Below are 21,011 nucleotides of genomic sequence, written 5' to 3'. Positions count from 1 at the left end.
TGGCTGCACTGCAACTGAAGGAAAGAATAGCCACGAAAAACACAAAAAAACACGCCGCGCATGGAGCCCTCCATCGCGCTTATAAGCGCGCGGAAGATTCTCGCCGGGCAGATGGAAATTTTGTGTTTTTTGTGGCTATTCCTCTTCGAGAGCGTCGATGTCGCTCATGAGGTACTTTTTCACGTGGAGTTTGGCTGATCCGAAGTTGATGAGCAAACCGGTCTCGATCCGTCCCGAACAAAGATAACCAAGAAGCTGGGCGATATGCTCATTAATCACCTTGCGCACGGCCTTGAGTTCCACGATCAGGCAGTTTTCGATAAACAGATCCGCAAAAAATTCTCCGAGCAGGGTTCCATCTTCGTCGTATACGTGCAGAGGATGCTGTTGTTTTACCTCAACCCCTTGCTTCCGGAGACGATGGACGAGTGCGTTCTCGTAGATTTTTTCGGCATGTCCGTTACGATGATAACGGTGGATGGCATAGCTGGTCTCGCGGACAACATCACAGAGCTGGTTGAGGGATTTTGTGTTCATGACTCGTTGGGAGAAATGACAGAAAGCAATGGCCACAAAAAACACAAAAGAACACGCCGCGCATGGAACCCTCCATCGCGCTTATAGGCGCGCGGAGGATTTTCGTCGGGCAGAAAGATTTTTGGCGCCTTTTTGCGGCTATCCCTCCGGCGGGTTTTCGCGGAGCCACTGCACGAGTCTGGCCCAAGCGAGACCGCGGTGGCTGCGGGCGTTTTTGAAATCGTCGCCGAGTTCGGCAAAGGTGCGGGCGGCGGGGTTGTCGGCGGCGGGCACGAACAGCGGGTCGTAGCCGAAACCGCCCTGCCCCCGCGGCTCCACCAGGAGGCGGCCGTGACAATGCGCCTCGAAGATCTTTTCGAGGCCGCCGGGACCACGCAGCAGAAGCACGCAGGTGTAGTGCGCCGCCCGGTCGCCGGCGACCGGGCGCAGAGTCTCGACGAGTTTTTGCAGGTTGGCGTCGCTGTCGCCCTGCGGGCCGGCGTAGTACGCGCTCTCGACGCCGGGCGCGCCGCCGAGCGCGTCCACGCAGAGGCCGCTGTCGTCGGCAAGCACCCACGCGTCGGGCTGGCCGGCGGCGGCGAGTTGTTGCCGGAGCGCAACGGCTTTCTTGCGGGCGTTGCCGACAAACGTGCCGGTGTCCTCGACCACCGGCGGCATGCCGCCGGACTCTCGGGCCGAACAGATTTTTAACGGAAACGGCAGCCCGCTGGCGGCGGCGAGCGCGTTCATCTCGGCGACCTTGTGCGCGTTACCCGAGGCCAAATGCAGTTTCATCGACGGAGAGTTTTTGCGGATAAACCATGCGGCCGCGCAGCAGCGTGTCCTCGCCGTGCCGCTCGTTGATCGTGTCGGTGAGGCGCACGGCCTGGGCGATGTTTTCCGTGCGCAGCCCGTTGAAGACGCCGCGCGCCTTCTCGTCGCCAAAGAGAAGCGGGGCGCGGTAGTTGAAGAGGTAATCGAGCTCGCGGTGGCGGAGCAGTTCGCTGAGCAGGCGCGCGCCGCCTTCGAAATAGACGCCGGTGATGTTTTCCATCAGGCAGCGGCGGCGGAAATCGCCAAAGTTGACCTGTTGCGAGGTCGAATCGAGCACCCACACCGTGACCCCCATCTCGCGCAGCTTGCGCACGTAGCCCATGCCGCCGTGCGGCGTGGTCACGACGATGGTGCGTTCCTTGTAACCATCGGAGTAGACCTTGGGGAGGTTGCGATGGACGACCGTGCGGAGCAGGCCGTCGAACACGAAGCGGATCGGACACCACTCGCCGCCTTCGGATTCGGGCAGGCGGGCGGTGAGTCGCGGATCGTCGGCGAGCACGGTCATCGCCCCGACGGCAATGGCGGGAAACAGCCGGCGCCAGCGGTGCACGTCGGCGCGGGATTCCTCGCCGGTGATCCACTTCGACTGGCCGGTGCGGCAGGCGATCTTGCCGTCGAGCGTCACGGCGATCTTGCCGGCGAGGAGCGGGCTGCGGGTGGTTATCCAGTGATTGAAAATGAGGTTGAGGTCGCGGCACTCGGGCTCGCAGACGTTTTCGATGACCTCGACGCCGGCCTCGCGCAGTTTCGCATAGCCGGCGCCGGCGTGGTCGGGATTGGGGTCGGTCGCGCCGACGACCACACGCTTGATGCCGGCGGCGATGATCGCGTCGCAACACGCGCCGGTGCGTCCCTGGGTGGAGCAGGGTTCCAGCGTGACGTAGAGCGTGGTGGCGGGCGTCGGCCGGCGTCCGGCGGCGGCATACCCGGCGAGGGCAACGCGCTCGGCATGCGCACCGCCGTCCTGCTCATGGAATCCCTCGGCCACGACGACACCGTCCTCGACGAGGAGCGCGCCGACCATCGGATTGGGATGGGTTTTCCCCCAGGCTTGCCGGGCAAGGGCGAGCGCGCGGCGCATGAAGGGTTCGTGCTGTGCAAGTTCAGGCTGCATGGAATTGGCAACAAAACGGAGCGAGGGAGGATTTGTCGAGGTTGCGGGATGCGCTCGCCGGATGCGCCGCGCTATTTCAGCGCCGCCACGACCTGCGCATGCAACTCCGGCCCGGCAGCGAGGATGGATTCGCCGCGCACGGGGTCACCGCCATGCCAGTCGGTGATGACACCGCCCGCACCGCGCACGATCGGGATGAGCGCGGCGATGTCCCACGGGTTCATGACCGGATCCGCCATGATGTCGGCATAACCGGAAGCGAGCAGCAGGTAGCCGCAGGCGTCGCCCCAGGTGCGGGCGAGCCGGACGCGCCGTTGCAGGGCATCGAAGGCGACGCCGTTCTGATAACGGGAGGGGTTGACCGGATCGCTCGTCAGGAGCGTGGCGTCCTCGATGCAGGCGCAGGGGCGGAGGCGGGCGGGGCGACCGTTGAGCATGGTTTCGCGTCCGTCGCCGATCATGAGCTGCCGCAGGACGGGCTGGTGGATGCAGCCGAGCACCGGCTGGCCGTGGTGCATGAGCGCGATGAGCGTGCCGAAAAGCGGCACGGCCGAGATGAAGGATTTCGTGCCGTCCACCGGATCGAGCACCCACACCCATTCGGCGTCGGGGCGGTCGTTGCCGAATTCTTCCCCGATGACACCGTGGTCGGGAAAACGTTTCGCGATCAGGGCGCGCATCAATTCCTCGGCGCCCCGGTCGGCGCGCGTGACGGGAGAGTCGTCGCCCTTGTGCTCCACCACGAGACCCGGGCTGGCGAAGAGCGGGCGGATGAAGTCGCCGCTTTTTTCTGCAAGTTCGATCAGGAAGGCGCGATAAGGTTCGAGGATCATGGCGGAAGACCGGCAGATGAATCACATCACCGCCGCCGGGAGCAAAAGGAAACCGCCCGCCGCCGGAACAAGAGCCCCCTGCCACCGGACGATCTCGGCGCCCGGAAGGCAGGGGGTCTTACAACACAAACAAAAATAACCGAGTGAAACATTGGCTCGATTACGGGGTTGTACGACCGCTCGAACAGCAAGAGGTGGCGTGAAAAAATTGTATCCCAGCGGCTCCGGCAACCTTTACGCTTACGCTCGCATGTCCTTGATTTGACGTTTCGTGCCAAAGGCTTGGGGAAGTTCTGAAAATTCATTTCTGAACAGAAGGAAACAAAGGTAACGAAGGTAAAAACAAAGAAGATCCTGAACAAGAAGTTGTTTGTTTTAAGAAGGTTAAACAGGAATGAACAGTAAACGTCCCTGGTTGGTCTTCGTTCTCTTCGTTGCCTTCTGTTCAATTTCTGGAAGTCACCTTTGGTGTTAAACGTTCTTCTGCATTTTTCCTGCGCTGCATATAACCCGGACGCATGTATTACGACGCCCACAACCACCTGCAGGACGAATGGCTCGCGCCGCATCTCGACCGGATCGCCGCGCAGCTTGACGCGTTGCCGCTCGGCGGCGCGGTCGTCAACGGCACCGGCGAGGCCGACTGGCCGCGCGTGGCCGCGCTCGCCCGCCGTTTCCCGTGGGTGCGGGCGAGTTACGGGGTGCATCCGTGGCACGCCGGCAACCGTTCGCCGGAGTGGTTTGCCGTGCTGAAGCGGCAACTCGCCGCCGATCCTCGTGCGGGCGTCGGCGAGATCGGCCTCGACCGCTGGATGCTCGACCGCGCGCGGCCCGACGACCCGCGACTCGCCGGCCTGCGTCGCGCTCCGCTGCCCGAACAAGGCGAGGTGTTTTTAAAGCAACTCGCTCTCGCCTGTGCGGAAAACCGTCCGGTGACCCTCCACTGCCTGCACGCGTGGGGCGCGCTCGAAGGCGTACTGCGCCAGGTGGCGCTGCCCGCGCGCGGCTTTTTGTTGCACGCTTACGGAGGCCCGGCGGAGATGGTGAAAACATTCGCGGATCGCGGCGCGTATTTTTCCTTCAACGGCGCGTTTCTCGATCCCCGCAAGGAGAAGGCGCGCGAGGTGTTTCGCAGCGTGCCGGCCGACCGGCTGCTCGTCGAAACCGACGCCCCCGCGATGCCCTTGCCGCTCGCGCGGCGCACGCACAGGCTGCCCCCCGCCGCCGACGGCACGCCGGTCAATCATCCCGGCAACATCGAGGCCGCGTATGCCGGTCTGGCCGAAATCCGCGGAGTCGAGCCCGCCGCGCTCGCCGCGCAGGTGGCGGAAAACTTTGCGCGGTTTTTCGGGTAATACCCGCGCACCCGATGTCTTGAGCGGAGGCTCACCCCCGTGCCTTCGCAAAGCGCGGGGCCAGCGCGGCGTGGACCTCGCGGACCAGCGCCTCGGTCGTGGCCCAGTCGATACAGCCGTCGGTGATGCTCACGCCGTAACGCAGGTTTTCCCGCGGCTGGGGGAAGGGCTGGCTGCCGGCCTCGAGATTGCTCTCCACCATCGCGCCGATGATCGCGTGGTTGCCCGCCACGATTTGCTGCACCACCTCGCGCACCACCTCGGGCTGGCGCTCCGGTTTTTTGGAAGAATTGTCATGCGAGGCATCCACCATCACGGCCGGGACGAGCCCCGCCTTGTCGAGCGCCTGCACGGCCTCGCCCACATGCGCGGCGTCGTAGTTGGGCCCGGCCTTGCCGCCGCGCAGCACCACATGGCAGTTGGGATTGCCCGCCGTGACGATCGCCGACGACTGCCCGTTGATGTTGATGCCGAGAAAAGTCTGCGGCTGCGACGCCGCGCGGATGGCGTTGATCGCCGTCGTCAGCGAGCCGTCCGTGCCGTTCTTGAAGCCCAGCGGCATCGAAAGGCCCGAGGCCATCTGGCGGTGGATCTGGGATTCGGTGGTGCGCGCCCCGATCGCCGACCAGCAGATCAGGTCCGCGATGTACTGCGGCGTGATCGGGTCGAGCAACTCCGTGGCCGTCGGCAGGCCGAGGTCGACCACCTCGCGCAGGAACGCCCGCGCCGCCCGCAGGCCGCGGGCGATGTCGTGCGAACCGTCGAGCCCCGGGTCCATGATCAGGCCTTTCCAGCCGACCGTCGTGCGCGGTTTTTCGAAGTATACGCGCATCACGACCATCACCCGGTCGGCCACATCCCGGGCCAGCACGGCCAGGCGCCGCGCGTAATCGAGCCCGGCCTCCGTGTCGTGAATCGAGCACGGGCCCACCACGAGCAGGAAACGGCGGTCCGCCGTGAAAACGATCCGGTGGATCTCCTGCCGCACCCGGGTGATAAACTCCGACTGCGCCTCGGAACGGGGATACTCGTTCACGAGCTCGGCCGGCGACGGCAGGAGGCGCGTTTCAACCACGTTGATATCGGATGTTTTTCGCATAAAGGGACGGAGCGTGCCGCATTCGCGGCCGGTCGGCAAGATTTCGCGCGACCGCAGGCATTCCTGCTCGCAAAACTGTTGCCCGCGGGCTCCGCCACGGCTTCGCTTCTCCTTTTCCGGACCAATTCCCATGCCTGTCTATCGCTACGTCCCGCTCAAATCGCCCTGCAAACTCTGCGGCACGGGATTCGATCGCCGGCATTCCGCGAACGAGCCCGCACTCACGCAGTGCCCCGTCTGCGGCCAGGCCGTGGCCCGCGAAGACATTCATACAATCAACACACCGAAACTTCTGAAGCCCTTGTCCGTCACGGATGCGAAACAAGCCGGTTTTACCGTCCTCAAACGCACGTCCGCCGGCGAATACGAAAAGCAATGACCGCCCTCCTCCGCCCTCGCGCTGCCGCCACCGCTGCCGCCTTCGCCATCGCTCTCCTCTCGCCGCTCCGGGCCACCTCTTCGGACAGCAAATCGCCAACCGCCTCGCCGGCAATACTCTCCGGGCCGGTCGTCGCCGCTGCCCCGGTGTCCGCATCCGCCGCCGCCACTCCGGCCGCGTCCGACACCGCCCCGGCCGATGCCAAGGAGGCCCCGCCCACGCCGCCGCCCTCCCGCCCCGCCCCCGCGCCCACCCCGCCCAAGCCGCCACCCGCGACCACCAGCACGCCGGACGAGCCCATCACCGATCCCGTGATCGCCGCGGTCGCGCTCGCCTCGCCCACGCCCGGCGGCGTCCCCCTCACGCTCGAGGACTGCGTGAGCCGCGCCCTCGACGCCAATTTCAACCTCCGCATCCAGCGCTTCACCACCGAAAGCACCCGGGAAAACGTGCCCGTGGCCGAATCCGTCTTTTCTCCCAATCTTTCGCTCTCCACCGCCTATGGCGAGAGCCGGGCCGACGCGACCAAGGCCAACGGCAACGACACCCGCCTCCAGGTTTCCAAAAAACTCGCCACCGGCGCCACCGCCGCCGTCAGCGGCGCGCTCGACCGCAGCCACACCAATACCCCCCCCTACCCCTCCGGTTACAACTCCGTGTATGGCAGCGATGTCGCCTTCTCCGTCAGCCAACCCCTGCTCAAGGGCGCCGGCACCACCGTCAACCGCGCCGCCATCAATCGCGCCCGCCTCGGCAGCGACATCGCCGACCTCGATTTCAAGAGCACCGTGCTCGACGTCGTGCGCGATGTGGAGACCTCCTACTACAATCTTCTTTATGCCCGCGGCCAGCTCGGCGTGCTCCAGTTCAGCCTCGATGTCGCCGAACGCCTGCTGCGGGAAAACACCAGCCGTCGCGACGTCGGTGTCGGCACCGATCTCGAGGTGTTGCAGGCCGAAGTCGGCGTCGCCAATGCCCGCCGCGCCGTCCTCGAGAGCGAACAGACGGTGAACAACCGCGAGGATGCGCTCGTCGCCCTCTTCGGCGCCCGGCCCGGCGAACTGGAAGTCGGCGCCCTCACCCTGCCCGACACCGCCATTCCCGACGTCTCCATCGACCGCTCCTACAAACTCGCGCTCGACAACTACCCCGACTACACCGCCACCCTGCTCTCGATCCGCCAGCTCCGGCTCGATGTGCGTGTGGCCGCCAACGACAAGCTCCCCTCTCTCGCCCTCGGGGGCGCCGTCGGTTACAATGCCGACGACGACAGCTACAGCGACGCCGCCGGCCACACGTTCAACGGCGACCGTTACAACTGGCAGGTCGACGTCACGGTCAGTTTCCCCTGGGGCATGAAGGCCGAACGCGCCCGCTACCGGCAGTCCGTGCTCGGCCTCACCCGCGAGCAGACCCGCCTGGCCCAGATCGAGCAGGATCTCCGCGTGGCCGTGCGCGCCGCCGTCCGCGCCGTCGACACCAACCGCGAAGCCGTCCGCATCTCCTCGCTCGCCACCACGCTGAGCGAGCGCCAGTACGAATTTGAAAAGGCGCGTTACGATTCCGGCCTCACCACCTTCCGCCGTGTGCAGGAGTCGCAGGAAGACCTCGACACCGCGCGTGTCAACGAGCTCCAGTCCCGCGTCAACCTGCGCGTTGCGCTTTCCGAACTCGCCCGCCTCGAGGCCAGTTCGCTCTCGCGCTACAACATCGCCGTGGTCGAGCCCGCCAGCAGCCGCCCGCAGACCACTGCGCAGAACTGAGAGCGCGACGTCATGACTGATGTCACGCGGATCGGCCTTGAAGTGGCGCGGGCGTCTCGCCCGCTTCCGACGTGGCACGGGCATCCTTGCCCGTGGACGACGCGAAGCGCCGCCGGTTTGTTTCCGGACGTCGCGGAGAGGCAACGCTCACGGGCTGGAAGCCCGTGCCACACGATCCGGCGGCTTCGCCGTCTGCGGGCGAGACGCCCGCGCCACACAGACCGGCGGCGCTTCGCGCCGTCCCACAGGCACTTTTCCGCCAGGAAAAGTCGAGGCCTGTGACTACGGTCGATCCGCGTAACATCAGTGAAATAATCCGGGCTACGCGCCGGTCGCCGCCAGCAACTCCGCCAGCGTCGCATACCCTGCCAGCGCCTTCGCCGCCGCCGCGCAACGTTCGCGCGAGACCAGCCCCGTGTTTTCCGCGAGAAACACGATGTAGGCCGCCACGTTTTTCGCATAGAGCAGCCTCGCCTCGTCGCTGATCGCATAAAACCGCGCGCGCTGCCGGTAGCCCGCCGGCGAGTGGTCGCCGAGCGCCGCCTTCTCCGCCCGGCCGTCGCCCGCGAGCACGTACAGGAAATTGTATTCAAACCAGAACATGTTTTCCGGACTCGCCGGCAGCGATCCGATCGCCGCCCGCGCCGACTCCGGCGAGGCGAACACCGCCGCCTCCGCTGTCTCCGCCGCCGCGCGCCCGGCCCTGGTCAGCGCGTCGATGACAAAACTCCGCGCCATCCGGCGCTCGGTCTCGTCCGTGCTGAAGCCGCCCGCCAGCGCCAGCTCCACCGTGAAGCGGTGCCAGTCTTCCCAGAGCGCCCGGTCGCCCGCATCCGTCGATGCGTGCAGCGCCCGCCCCATCTCGTAGGTGTAGCGCCCGCTCGTCTTGATCTCCAGGCGGCCGCCCGTCACCGCACCCATCACCTGATAGTTTTCGGCCGACTTTCCGGAGCCGGAATGGAAACCGATGCTCGCGCCGAACGCCCGGCACACCGCCCACTGCCTTTCGATCAGCGCGCGCAACGCCGCGTTGTCCGGATACGGCATGTTTTTCTGAAAACCGAAGGCCGGCGCCACAAAGTGGATCGTCATCCCGAGCGCCTCGCACAGCGCCAGCATGATCGCCGTCGTCTCCGGCGTGGTGAGTCCCGGCAACTCGTCGATCGACAACTCGCGCAGGTATGCGCGCCCCGCCTCCGTCGTGAAAAGCCGCTCGCGCGCGGCGCGGTACTTTTCGTCGCGCCGCTTCATTTTTTCCATCGCGGGCCAGACGGTGGCGAGCAGCAACGCGAACGCCCCCTCGTCGAGCGTTGCCACGCCGGTTTTTCCGTCGAACCCGAGCCCGCCCACCCGGGCGCGGACCGTTTCGACCAGCTCCGCCGGCACATGAGCCTTTACCCACTCCGCCGCGGCCTGCGGCGAGGCGGGCGCGCGCGTCTGCGCCAGTTCGGGCGACAGGTCGAACGTGATGTAGCTCGCCAGCACGCAGCCCGCCACGAGCGCATCCTCGCGCGCGTCGAATTTTCCCCCGATCGGCTGATGGTCGGCGTTAAAACTCCAGGCGATGCCGCGCCGGTGAAATCCGGTTTTCAGCTTCGCGAGCACGCAACCGTGGCTCATCCCTTCGACGCTCTGCCCCTGATGCCCCTCGGGCACGCTCGTGCCGATGAACGGGAACGGCACCGTGTCGAGCCGTCCGCCGAGCATGGCGTCGACATCGTAAACCAGTTCGCGCGGGATCGAGTTCTGGTTGGCCGTCACCCCGATGCCCAGCGCCGCCATCGCCCAGTCCACCGCCGGCCAGTGCAGCGTGGTGAACCGCGCCCCGATGCCCAGCGTGCTCCGCCCGAGCTGCGCGCCCGCCGTCGGGAAGATCGTCGAGCCGGCCTCGTGCTCCTGTATCCGGTTCTTGAGCACGAGGAGGTTCTCAAAGGTCGCCGGGAACACGCATCGCCCGTCCGCCAGCGCGGCGCCCTCCGCCAGCGTCGCCTCCGCATCGGCGACGCCCGCCGCCGGCGACAGCACCCAGGCGCAGTCGCCGTGCGCGTTTTCCGCCAGTTCCCAGAAACCCTGCGCGGTGGCGAAACGGCTCTGCGGATACCGCGTCACCGCCGGATCACCGGCGACGAGCTGGGCGCGCAGCGCAGGCCAGTCGAGGCAGAAATCCGGGCTGACGCACGGATTGGTGGCGATGCGAAGATCGTTGCGGAGGAGGAAATCGTTGATGGCTGACATGGTGAAAAGCAGGGAGACTGGCTCCAGCACGACCCCCGCCGCGCAAAATCGCCACTTCCCCGGACCGACAAACGTTTTCAGACGCGCCCGCGAAACCCCGCCGGGGAGCACGCCCGTCCCCGGGCGTAGCTCTACGTAACCCCGGCGGAATGCCCGCTGCTCCATTTACCGGCAACCAATCTGCCACATCATGAAATACAGCCATCTCACCGCCGCCGTCCTCGTCACGGGGCTTTCCTGCGGTTTCCTCAACGCCCAGACCACGCTCAACTGGAGCGGCGGCAGCGGCGGCGGTAACGCCAACATGTCCGGCACCGGTAACTGGACGGAAGGTATCAGTCCCGGCGCCGATACCGATCTCGTCATCGCCACTCGCAACGGGAGCGGTACCATTCCGACCCTCCTGACAGGCGCCGATTACACAATCCGCTCCATCTCCTTCGACAATGCTGCCGGTCGTTACGGCCCGGACGGTCTCCGCATCGGGCCGACCACGGCTTCCTCCGCGTCCACCCGTACGCTGACTTTCGGCACCGCTGACATCACTATCATCTCCGCCACCAACGAAGCCACGGTTACTTTCTGGCGGTATAACACCAGTTCGACCCTGACCATCAATCTGGGCTACACCGGCTACGGCGGCATCAACATCGACTCCACCTCCAGCGTCACCTTCAGCACCGCCTCCATCACGGGTACCGGCGGTATCGAAAAGACCGGAACCGGCACCCTCGTCCTCGGCACGACGAACACCTTCACCGGCGGGCTCACCATTTCCGAAGGCGTGGTCTCGATCGACAATGCCGCCAACCTCGGCTCCACGGCATCGGTCAACACCAACGGCGTGATCATCAACGGCGGCACCTTGCAGGTTACCGGTGGCACCACCGCTTCCTTTGCCAATCGTGGCTGGCGAGTTGGCGCACAGGGAGGGACCCTCGAAGTCGCGGAAGACGTGACCTTCCGCATCCTCGGCTCCATGCGCAATGTCTCGGGTGAAGACGGCGTTCTCGTCAAAACCGGCGCGGGCACCCTCTCGCTCGAAAACACCAGCACCGGCACTTCCGGGTATGCCCATACCGGCGGCACCGTCGTTTCCGCCGGCACGCTCCTCCTCAATGCCGGCGTCACCCTCGGGCGTGACGAGGGCGCCGGCGTCACCGTCGCCTCCGGCGCCACCCTTGCCGGCAGCGGCACGGTCGCCGGCGATTCCGTCCTGGCAGACGGCGCCATCGTCGACATCGGCACATACAGCGCCGGTGTCCTGTCCGACGCCATCGGCACCCTCGCCTTCACCGGCAACCTTTCCGTGGGCGACGCCTCCTTCTTCTTCGACCTCGCCACAACCGGCGCCAGCGACCTCGTGCAGCTCGCAGCCGGCGCCGTGCTCGACATCGGCAGCGGCGTCTTCGACCTCGACAACCTGCAACTCACCGCCCTCGCCGGTTTCGACGACGGCATTTATACCCTGTTCTCCACTTCCGAAACCATCGTCGGTACGCTCGGCGACACCCTCACCGGCACGCTCGACGGCCGCGACGTCGTCCTCGCTCTCGGCAGCAACGGCACCTCCCTCGTCCTTCGCGTCGGCGCCATTCCCGAGCCCGCCACCTTCGCCGCCCTCGCCGGCCTCGCTCTCTTCGGGCTGGCCTTCTTCCTTCGCCGCCATCCAGCGCGGCGGTCATAGCATCCCCGGACCCGCGCCTTCCGGCCGCTCCGGCGATGGCACGACGACGAGGCCACGTCGCCGGGTTGTCGCTCCGGTGCGCCGGGCGCGGGTCCCCTCCTATTTCACCACCTCGTTCTCCCTATGAAAAACTGTCCCGCCCGTCTCCTCCCGCTCCTCGCCAGCCTGGTTCTCGCGTCCGCCCCGCTGGCCGCGCAGACCGATACCGATACCGACACCGACACAACGCCCCCCTCCATCAACGAAGGCCGCATCATCGTCGCCCCGCCCGCGCCCCGCCCTCTCGGCATCGCCGTCTACACCGGTCCCGGCGCCTTCGCCTCCAGCATCGAAAACATGATGGTCAACATCCGCGCCATGCCCGAGGCCCGGTTTACGATGCTTGCCCCCGAACAGGTCGGCACCACCGACCTCGCCGCGTTCGACGTCATTGTCTTCTGCGGCGGCAGCGGCAGCGCCCAGTCCAAGGCCATCGGCGACGCCGGTCGCGCCAACGTGCGCAAGTTCGTCGAAAACGGCGGCGGCTACGTCGGCGTCTGCGCCGGCGCCTACCTCGCCTGCTCCGGCTTCGACTGGGGCCTCGGCATCCTCAACGCCCGCACCGTTTCCAGCAAGTGGCGGCGCGGCCGCGGCTACATGGATGTGGAGCTTTCCGATGCCGGCCGGGCCCTTTTCGGGCCGGTGAAAGACACCTTCAAGATCCGTTATGCCAACGGGCCGATCATCCGCCCGCACAACCGGACCGATCTGCCCGCCTACGAGGTGGTTGCCTGGTTCCGCAGCGAGATCGCGGAAAACGGCACGCCGGTCGGCGTGATGGTCAATTCACCCGCCCAGGCTACGACCACGTTCGGCAAAGGGCGCGTTTTTATTTCCAGCCCGCATCCCGAAAACACACCCGGCGTGCAGGCCATGATCCCGCGCGCCCTTTACTGGGCAGCCGGCAAGGACGCGCCCTGAACCGGATCGCGCAGACGGGGAATCCACCGCGCCCTTTCCGCAGGATGCGGGGACAGAAGACGAAGCCCATCACCGGGTTTCGTCTTTTTTTGTGGCCCGTTTTCCCGCGTCCCCATCGACGGCACAGACAGTCGCCCCGCACGACTCGATGCGTAGTTCTACCCGCCCCTGTCGGCACGCTCCCTGCAATGTAATAATCCTGAAATGAAAACAGCCATTCGTCCCGCTGCCACGCGCGCATCGAAGTCCGCCTTTACGCTCATCGAGCTTCTCACCGTCATCGCCATCATCGGCATCCTCGCCGCCATCATCATTCCCACTGTCAGCTCGGTGCGCGCTTCCGCCCGCCAGGCCGTCTGCGCTTCCAACTTGCGGCAGATTGCCACCGCTGTCATCACCTACGCCAACGACAATCGAGGAATCCTTCCCGGAAACCTCACCAGCGAAGGTGATTACGGTACGATTAATCGCGGCATCATTCCTCCCGGGGCCAAATCGGACGGCAAAACCATCGATGTTATTGTCAGCAAGGAAACGGACAATGCCCAGCTCAGCGGTGTCCTCAATCACTACCTGGATGCCGGCAAGTCCATGGGCATCTGGCGCTGCCTCGGCAATGAAGCCGGCTACCGGGCAAGCACCACCGGGGTCACCTACCTTTGTAACAATCAGGTTGATACATCGCCCACTTATTTCTTCGGCGCCTCCGGGAAATCTCCCAAGCGGCTGGATGGAGGTCTCATGGCCGATGCCACATCCGGCGTGACCGAGCTAACCCGGATATGGATGCTGTGTGATGCCGACAGCATCAACTATGGAGGCTATTCGGGCTACCCGGATGCAGGCGCCTCCAATGAGGTTCTCCCTGCTCACAAAGGTGGCCGCAACTACGCCTTCTTCGACGGCCATGTGGAATCGCGCAAGCTCGACAACCTTCCCGTCAATCCCTGAATCATCGTCGCTTTTCCCGCGCAGTATTCCCTTCCCTTGCGGCGGCCTTCACTCCGAAGGCCGCCTTTTTGTATCCGGATTCATGGCACAATCACAGGCGGGCTGCGCCGGAACCAGAAAACGGATGGCCACAAAAAGCACAAAAGAACACGCCGCGCATGAAACCCTCCATCGCGCTTATAAGCGCACGGGAGATCCCCGCCGGGCGGAAAGAATTTTCGTGTTTTTTGTGGCCATTCTCCCCGGTCTCCGGCCTCTGGCAGTTTTCCTTTCGCACCTGCTTCTCCCGTTAGATCTAATCCGGCTGGCCGCGAGGGTGCGTGAGAATCCCGTCACACATGAAGCCCTTCATCGCGTTTGTACCGGCGTCTCTGATGTTTTTATTTTACACAAAGTTCTCCTACAAGATCGCGAAGGCCACGAAGTTCCAGGTAACCAAACCTTTGCGGTCTTCGCGATCTTTGTGTGAAAATCCAGATGCTTTGAGTCGTCGGCATGGCGGCAACGCACGCGGGGGGACCACACAGGGCAGAATGATTTTTTCGCCCTTGTTCGGCCCTTCCTCCGGTTGCGACGCATCCACCCCGGCCTTCGCCGGCACGGATTCCCTTTCCCGTCCGTCGCGTCACCGGAAACTCAATACCCCATCGCCGTGTTCGAACGCCGCTGGTCGGCGAAGCCGCGCTTGCCGCCGTCGGGCAACAGCTCCACCGCAGTGAAGCCGCCAAAGGACTCCGTCGTCCCCTCCGTGCCGTCGCGCCAGCCGAACCGGCTCCGGAGTGCCTCCGCCACCACGTAGTCGGTCTCGCGCTCGGTCTCGAAACGGCTCTCCGCCGATCCGCCGCGCCGCGTCACCGGATGAAACCGCGGCGCGCCGATCGCCTCGTCCAGCGGACGCCCGTAGGCCAGATAGTCCAGCGTCACCTGCACCATCGCGCTGGGGATGCGGCTGCCGCCCGGCACCCCGAGCGCCGCCACCGGCCGGCCGGCCTTCACGAAAATCGTCGGAGCGATCGTCGTGCGCGGACGCCGCCCCGCCATCGCCTCGTTGGGGTTGCCGCGCGTGGTATTGAAATTGGAAAGACTGTTGTTGAGCACCACGCCCGTGCCCGGCGCCACGAGGCCCGAACCGAAGTGGTTGCTCTGCGACTGCGTGGCGCTGACCACGTTGCCCTCCGCGTCCATCACCACGAAGTGCGTGGTCTCGGCCGCCATCGCCTCGTCGGTCTCCGGCGCGGCGGGCTCCAGCGCCACCCGCGTCTTCGGCGCCGCCTGCCGGCGGATTTCCGCCAGCATCGCCGGCGCCAGCAACTGCTGCCAGCGCGACCGCGAATCCTCCCGGTCGCCCAGCACGGCGCGCCCGCGCGCATCGGCCTCCAGGTAGAGCCGCATCACCCGGTCCATCGCCGCCGGCTCCAGCACCGACTTGCCCGGCAGGCGCTCGTCGCCCAGCGCCGCCAGCGTCAGCAGGTAGACCCCGCCGCCCGAGACCGGCGGCGGGGCGGAATAAATATCCACCCCGTGAAACCGCACCGCCAGCGGCTCGACCGTCCGCGCCTGGTAGCGCGCAAAATCCTCCACGCGCATCGCACTGCCCTGCGCGCGCAAGGCCGCCACGATTTTTTCCGCCACCGGCCCCCGGTAAAATCCGTCCGCGCCGCGCGCCGCGATCACCTCCATCGTCCGCGCCAGGTCCTCGTTGCGCAGCTTTTGCCCGGTCTCCGGCGTCCGGCCGTCCGGCAGGTAGAACGCCGCCGCCTCCGGATTCGCCCGCAGCTTCGCCTCCTGCGCCCGGAAAAACTTCACCTGCGCCGCCCGCACCTCGAACCCTTCCCGCGCCAGCCGGATCGCCGGCGCCATCACGTCCACCCGCGGCCGCGCCCCCCAGCGCCCGTGCGCCGCCAGCACGCCCGCCGTCAACCCCGGCACTCCCACCGAAAGGGCTCCTCCCTGACGCTGCGCCAGCGGCGTGGCCCGGAACGCCTTTTCGTCCAGCCCCGCCGGCGCGGCGTCCAGCGCCTCCACCACGTAAACCTTGCCCGAACGTGCCTCCCGGTACACCAGCATCAGCTTGCCTCCGAGGCCCGAGCCGTAGGGCTCCGTCACGCCCAGCGCAAACGCCACCGCGGCCGCCGCGTCGATGGCGTTGCCGCCCGCCTGCAACATTGCCAGCCCCGCCGCCGTCGCATCGGGATGCCCGGCCGCCACCATCCCGTGTTTTCCCTCCGCCACCTGCACCGGCATCGGAGCCGCCATCGGGCGGGCGACCGCCGCCAGCAGGAACACGAGGGCGAAAAACAGGGCTCGGGCGTGGACATATCCGCGTTGCATGCCTCCACGTGACACCATTTCCCCTTTCCTCGCAAAACCCGGCTGGAGGGTATTTCTACGCCATGCCCATGCCGCAGCGCCCCTCCCGGATTCCCCGCAGCCGGGGTTTGCGCCCGGCGCGTCGTCGCTCTATCTGTTCCCCTCCGGAATGCCTTCGCTCGCCACCGTTCCCGCCCGGCTCCTCGCTGCCGTCCTCTTTGCCGCCGGTTGCCTGTTCGCGGCCGATCCGGTCGAGTTGTCCGCCCTCGACGACGACGAAGCTGCCGAGGCGTCCACGGGCGATCCCGGCGACGCCGCTCCCGATCTCTCTTCCCGCCTGAACGAAGCCGCCGCCGCCCGCGTGCGCGGCGACTACCGCCAGGCCTTCGACCTCTCCCGCGCAGGCATCGCCCGCGCCGAACAGGAAAAAAACACCCGCCTCCTCGCCGGCTTCCTCTACGTCCTCGCCCGCACCCACTGGAGCGTGGGCGACTACCCGGCCGCCATCGAGACCTGCCACCGCCTCCTGCCTCTCGCCGAAACGCTCGACGACCCCGACCTCCTCTCCCGCGCCCATGCCACGCTCGGCGTCACCTACACCAGCGCCCGCCAGTTCGACGCCGCCGAACGCCACTTCACCGACGCCCTCGCCGCCGCCGAACGCCTCGGCGAGCCCGCCCGCATCGCCTGGGTGCTCAACAACGCCGGCAACAACCGCCTCGCCCGCCGCGACTACCCCGGCGCTCTCGCCCTCCACTCCCGCGCCCTCGCCCTCCGCGAATCCGCCGGCGACGCCCTCGGCGCGGCCGATTCCCTCACCAACATCGGCACCATCGCCCTCGCCACCGGCGATCCCTCCGCCGCCCTCGCCAACTACGAGCGAGCCCTCGCCACCTACCGGCAGCACGACGAGACGCGGCGCATCGCCGGCGGCCACCGCCGCGTCGCCGCCGCCCTCCGCCGCCTCGGCCGTGTGGACGAGGCCGTGCAACATCTCCGCACCGCCCTCGCGCTCGCCGGGCCTCTCGGCAGCCAGGCCGTCCTCGCCGAGATCTACCGCGAACTCGCCCGCTCCCACGAATCCCTCGGCGAACTCCGCTCCGCGCTCCTCTACCAGCGCCGCTATGCCGAGGCCCGCGAAGCCCTGCTCGACGAACAGACGCGCCTGCGCGTCGCCGAGCTCAACGCCCGTTACCAGAGCGAACGCCGCGAGCACGAGATCGAGATGCTCCGCCGCGACCAGGAAACCGCCGCCGCCGAAATCCGCCGACGCCGCCTCCAGATCACGTTTCTCGCCGTCGCGCTGGCCGTCGGTCTCGGCCTCGCCGCCGGTCTCGTCGCCCTCCAGCGCGCCCGCCTCAAGGCCGAGCGCGCCGCCCGCGCCGCCCACGAACACGCCCGCGCCGAGGCCGAGCGCGCCGCCCGCCTCAAGTCGCGCCTGCTCCAGATCGCCTCGCACGACCTGAAGGCTCCCCTCGCCGCCCTCGGCGCCTCCGCCCGCCGGATCGAACAAAAACCCGGCGAGACCGCCGCCGTGGCCGATCTCGCCCGCCACATCCGCACCGACGCGCTCCGCATGGGCGGGCTCGTCCGCGAATTTCTCGATTCCGCCGCGATCGAGGCCGGCCGGCTCCAGCTTCACCGCGTCCCGGTCGATCTCGAAACCCACGCCCGCGACACCGTCGAAAATTTCACGCCGCTGGCCGAAGCCAAGCGGCAGCGCCTGAGCCTGATCACCGCCGCCGAGCCGCTCCCGCCCGTCCTCGCCGACGCCGGCCGCCTGCGCCAGATTCTGGACAACCTGGTAGCCAACGCCCTCAAGTTCACGCCGTCCGGCGGCCGCGTCGATCTCTCCCTCGGGCGTTCCGGCCGCTGGGTGTATGCGGAAGTGAAGGATACCGGCCCCGGGCTCACGCCGGAGGATTTTGCGCGGATGTTCCGTCCGTTTCAGCCGCTCTCCGCCGAGCCCACGGCGAGCGAGGATTCCAGCGGTCTCGGCCTCTTTATCGCGCGCGAACTGGTTTCGATGCACGACGGCATGCTCGAGGTCGAGGGCCAGCCCGGCCAGGGCGCGCTGTTCCGCGTCCTCCTGCCGCTCGCGGAGCCCCCCGCTCCCGAGGGGAGCGGGGGGAGTTTGTAGTTTGTAATTGGAAGTTGGTAGTTGGAAGTTGGTCTCCAGCCCGCGAAACAGGAAATCAACGACAAACTTCCAACTTCCAATTACAAACTCCCCCGGCGCAGCCGGCGCCTATTCCGCCACCGCCGCGCCGCCCGGACGGCGGCCGTCGGCCACGCCCGTGCGCAGGCCTGTTTCCGGATCGACCACGATCGTCTCCGCGCTGCCCTGCGTGCTCGCCGCTGGCGCCACATCGTTCGCGTACAGCCGGCGCATCCGCAGCGTGTGCCCCTTCGCGCGCAGCGCCGCCAGCACCTCCGGCGGCGCCAGACCGGCCTCGTGCGAGATCGCATCCGGCATCCACTGGTGGTTGAACCGCGGCGCAGCCACCGCCTCCGCCGGCGTCATGCCGTGGTCGATCAGGTTGGTCACGACCTCCAGCACCGTGTTGATGATCGTCGAGCCGCCGGGGCTGCCCGTCACGATCCGCACGCGGCCTTCGCGCACGACGATCACCGGTGTCATCGACGACAGCGGCCGGCGTCCGGGGCCGATGCTGTTGGCCTCGCCCTGGATCAGGCCGTAGGCGTTGGGCGTGCCGGGTTTTGACGTAAAATCGTCCATCTCGTTGTTGAGGAGGATGCCCGTCCCCTCGGCCACCGCGCCGGAGCCGTAAAGTCCGTTGATCGTGTAGGTGCAACTGACGGCGTTGCCGTCGGCGTCGAGCACCGAAAAATGCGTGGTCTCGGTGGATTCCGGCGGCGGCAGCGGACCGCCGCCCACGCGGCTGCTCGGCGTGGCGCGCTCCGGATCGAAGTCCGCCATGCGCCGCTCCAGGTAGTCACGGCGCAGCAACGCCCGCACCGGGATGTCGTTGAAATCGGGATCGCCGGCAAACTCCGCCCGGTCGGCATAGGCGCGCCGCATCACCTCGGCGAACAGATGGATTTTTTCCACGCTCGCCGGCTTCAGCGCCGCGATGTCGCGCGGTTCGAGCATCGTCAGCATTTGCAGCAGGGCCACGCCGCCCGAACTCGGTGGCGGCATGGCGAGGATTTCGTATCCGCGATAGGTGCCGCGCACCGGCGCCCGCTCCGCCGGCCGGTAGCCGGCCAGATCCTGGCGCGTGACGAGGCCGCCGTGTTTCTCCATGTCCTCCGCGATCAGCGTCGCCGTGCGCCCGGTGTAGAACTCGCGCGGCCCCTCCTCCCGCAAGCGCGCGAGGGTGGCGGCCAGGTCCGGCTGCACGAAGGTCTCGCCGGCCTCGTAGAGCCGGCCGTCGCGCAGGAAAATCCGGCGGGCGGCGGCGTTGCGTTCCAGCAACTCGCGGGTCGCGCGCAGCTCCGCGGCAAACTCCGGCGTGACCGTGAAACCCTCGCTCGCCAGCCGCCAGGCCGGCGTCACGGCGTCGGCCCAGCTCACACTACCCGAGCCAAACCGTTCCAGGGCCCGCGCCAGGCCCGCCACCGTGCCCGGCACCGCCACCGCCCGGAAGCCGATCGTGGAGGCGTCCGGGATGACCTCGCCCGCGGCGTCGAGATAAAGCGTGCGCGTGGATGCGCCCGGCGCGGTCTCGCGGAAATCGAGCGCCACCGCCTCGCCGTCGGCCTGCCGGATCATCATGAAACCGCCGCCGCCGATATTGCCCGCGCACGGATAGGTGACGGCCAAGGCCAGCGCCGTGACCACGGCCGCATCCACCGCATTGCCGCCCCGCCGCAACACCGCCGCGCCCTCCTCCGCCGCGAGCCGCTCGGCCGCGACGACCAGCCCCCGCCGCGTCTCCGCCACCTGCGGACCGCCCGCACCGGGCGCGGCCGCGGAGAGCGAATGGCAGGACAGGACCAGAAGCAGCAGGATCGGGCGCAGGGACAGATGCATGGAGACAAAAGGAAAAGGGGACTTCTAAAAATTGAACAGAAGGCAACGAAGAGAACGGAGAACAACCAAGGCCGTTTACCATTCATTCCTGTTTAACTTTATTATAATTAATAACTTTTATTCAGAGTCTTCTTCGTTTTTACCTTCGTTACCTTTGTTTCCTTCTGTTCAAAAATGAATTTTTAGAAATTCCCAAAAGTAAAAATCCCCGGAGCAAGCTCCCGGGCATTGGAGTGGCGGCGAGGACGCCGCCGCCTCAGCCCAGCCCGTTGCGCAGGCACCAGCGCACCAGCGACGGCACATCGCGCAGCCCGAGTTTGGCGAGGATGCGCGAACGGTGTTTTTCCACCGTGCGCGTGCTCAGGCCGAGCTGGTCGGCGACCTCCTTCGACAAAAATCCGCGGGCCACCGCGCGCACCACCTCTTTTTCCCGCTCCGAAAGCACCTCGGGCCCCACCCGGGGCAAGTCCGGCGCGCTGTCGTGCGACGGCACCGGCGGCGGCACCGCGGCCGAAAAAAACATGCCGCCCTCGAGCACCCGCTGCACGGCGCGCTCGATCTGGTCGAGGGGCGAGTTTTTGTCCACAAACCCCGCCACCCCCAGCCCCACCAGTTCGGCCGGCAGCCCGGCGTCCGGATGCGCCGTGAGCACGATGACCTTGATGCGGATGGCCCGCTTGCGCAGTTCGCGCACGATGTCGCGGCCGTCCGTGTCGCGCAGGTAGAGATCCACAATGAGCAGATCGGGCGGATTCGCGATGCAGGCCGCGAGCCCGTCCTTGCCGTCCTCGAAATCCAGTACCGTCGATCCGGGGAACCGGCGCGCGAGTTCGTCCTTCAGCAATTCGCGCAAGGTCGCGGTATCGTCGATCAGCACAAAACGTCTGCCTGCGGTTGCGACGGGAGCAGTCATGATGCACAACGTGCTTCGTCGGGCCGGCCGCGCAAGTGCGTTCGATGGCGTAGGATCACGCC

16 protein-coding genes are annotated in these 21,011 nt (G+C 66.7%); 7 read left to right on the top strand and 9 right to left on the bottom strand.

Going from position 1 to position 21,011, the window contains the following annotated elements:
• Window positions 1–135 precede the first annotated feature (135 nt).
• From OPIT5_18130 to OPIT5_18115, 4 genes are all read right to left on the bottom strand, one after another.
• On the bottom strand, window positions 136–537 hold the full coding sequence (locus OPIT5_18130; GenBank protein AHF91849.1) for a hypothetical protein: 402 nt from the start codon (window positions 535–537) through the stop codon (window positions 136–138).
• 138 nt (window positions 538–675) lie between these two features.
• The gene (locus tag OPIT5_18125; protein AHF91848.1) at window positions 676–1,311 is read right to left on the bottom strand and encodes a nucleoside-triphosphate diphosphatase; all 636 of its coding nucleotides are present in this window, start codon (window positions 1,309–1,311) and stop codon (window positions 676–678) included.
• On the bottom strand, window positions 1,286–2,467 hold the full coding sequence (locus OPIT5_18120) for a riboflavin biosynthesis protein RibD (protein AHF91847.1): 1,182 nt from the start codon (window positions 2,465–2,467) through the stop codon (window positions 1,286–1,288). Before OPIT5_18120 ends, OPIT5_18125 begins: the two co-directional genes overlap by 26 nt.
• A 71-nt stretch (window positions 2,468–2,538) precedes the next feature.
• Window positions 2,539–3,300 carry an inositol monophosphatase gene (locus tag OPIT5_18115; protein AHF91846.1) on the bottom strand — a complete coding sequence of 254 codons (762 nt, stop codon included), beginning with the start codon at window positions 3,298–3,300 and terminating at the stop codon, window positions 2,539–2,541.
• A gap of 518 nt (window positions 3,301–3,818) precedes the next feature.
• On the opposite strand from OPIT5_18115, the gene OPIT5_18110 reads away from it, so the two are divergent.
• A complete protein-coding gene (locus OPIT5_18110) occupies window positions 3,819–4,655 on the top strand; it encodes a TatD family hydrolase (protein ID AHF91845.1) in 837 nt (278 codons plus the stop codon).
• 31 nt (window positions 4,656–4,686) lie between these two features.
• On the opposite strand, the gene OPIT5_18105 is transcribed toward OPIT5_18110, so the two are convergent.
• Complete coding sequence (locus tag OPIT5_18105) at window positions 4,687–5,754, bottom strand: phospho-2-dehydro-3-deoxyheptonate aldolase (GenBank protein ID AHF91844.1); 1,068 nt, start codon at window positions 5,752–5,754, stop codon at window positions 4,687–4,689.
• Between the two features lie 130 nt (window positions 5,755–5,884).
• Here OPIT5_18105 and OPIT5_18100 point away from each other — a divergent pair, with 130 nt between their 5' ends.
• Window positions 5,885–6,133, top strand: coding sequence for a regulatory protein (locus OPIT5_18100; GenBank protein ID AHF91843.1), 249 nt, complete (start codon window positions 5,885–5,887; stop codon window positions 6,131–6,133).
• Window positions 6,130–7,896 carry a transporter gene (locus OPIT5_18095; protein ID AHF91842.1) on the top strand — a complete coding sequence of 589 codons (1,767 nt, stop codon included), beginning with the start codon at window positions 6,130–6,132 and terminating at the stop codon, window positions 7,894–7,896. Before OPIT5_18100 ends, OPIT5_18095 begins: the two co-directional genes overlap by 4 nt.
• Before the next feature lie 321 nt (window positions 7,897–8,217).
• Here the strand turns inward: OPIT5_18095 and OPIT5_18090 are convergent, their stop codons facing one another.
• Window positions 8,218–10,131, bottom strand: a complete 1,914-nt coding sequence (locus OPIT5_18090) for a hypothetical protein (protein AHF91841.1) — start codon at window positions 10,129–10,131, stop codon at window positions 8,218–8,220.
• 190 nt (window positions 10,132–10,321) lie between these two features.
• Between OPIT5_18090 and OPIT5_18085 the strand changes: the two genes are divergently transcribed.
• From OPIT5_18085 to OPIT5_18075, 3 genes are all read left to right on the top strand, one after another.
• Window positions 10,322–11,818 carry an autotransporter gene (locus tag OPIT5_18085; protein AHF91840.1) on the top strand — a complete coding sequence of 499 codons (1,497 nt, stop codon included), beginning with the start codon at window positions 10,322–10,324 and terminating at the stop codon, window positions 11,816–11,818.
• Between the two features lie 123 nt (window positions 11,819–11,941).
• On the top strand, window positions 11,942–12,778 hold the full coding sequence (locus OPIT5_18080) for a biofilm PGA synthesis protein PgaB (GenBank protein AHF91839.1): 837 nt from the start codon (window positions 11,942–11,944) through the stop codon (window positions 12,776–12,778).
• 204 nt (window positions 12,779–12,982) lie between these two features.
• Entirely contained in the window at window positions 12,983–13,729 is a 747-nt protein-coding gene (locus OPIT5_18075) for an N-terminal cleavage protein (GenBank protein AHF91838.1), read from the top strand.
• Window positions 13,730–14,365: 636 nt separating this feature from the next.
• Here the strand turns inward: OPIT5_18075 and OPIT5_18070 are convergent.
• Window positions 14,366–16,060: a gamma-glutamyltransferase gene (locus OPIT5_18070; GenBank protein ID AHF91837.1), complete on the bottom strand. Its 1,695-nt coding sequence runs from the start codon at window positions 16,058–16,060 to the stop codon at window positions 14,366–14,368.
• 148 nt (window positions 16,061–16,208) lie between these two features.
• Between OPIT5_18070 and OPIT5_18065 the strand changes: the two genes are divergently transcribed.
• Entirely contained in the window at window positions 16,209–18,179 is a 1,971-nt protein-coding gene (locus OPIT5_18065) for an ATP-binding protein (GenBank protein ID AHF91836.1), read from the top strand.
• Window positions 18,180–18,287: 108 nt separating this feature from the next.
• Here OPIT5_18065 and ggt read toward each other — a convergent pair whose 3' ends face one another.
• Window positions 18,288–20,036, bottom strand: a complete 1,749-nt coding sequence (gene ggt / locus OPIT5_18060; protein ID AHF91835.1) for a gamma-glutamyltranspeptidase — start codon at window positions 20,034–20,036, stop codon at window positions 18,288–18,290.
• A gap of 256 nt (window positions 20,037–20,292) precedes the next feature.
• Window positions 20,293–20,949, bottom strand: a complete 657-nt coding sequence (locus OPIT5_18055) for a LuxR family transcriptional regulator (protein ID AHF91834.1) — start codon at window positions 20,947–20,949, stop codon at window positions 20,293–20,295.
• Window positions 20,950–21,011 lie beyond the last annotated feature (62 nt).

This window comes from Opitutaceae bacterium TAV5, assembly GCA_000242935.3.
In the GTDB taxonomy this organism is placed as follows: Bacteria; Verrucomicrobiota; Verrucomicrobiia; order Opitutales; family Opitutaceae; genus Geminisphaera.
The sequence above is the reverse complement of the archived record's forward strand: the minus strand, read 5'-3'. Positions and strand labels throughout refer to the sequence as shown.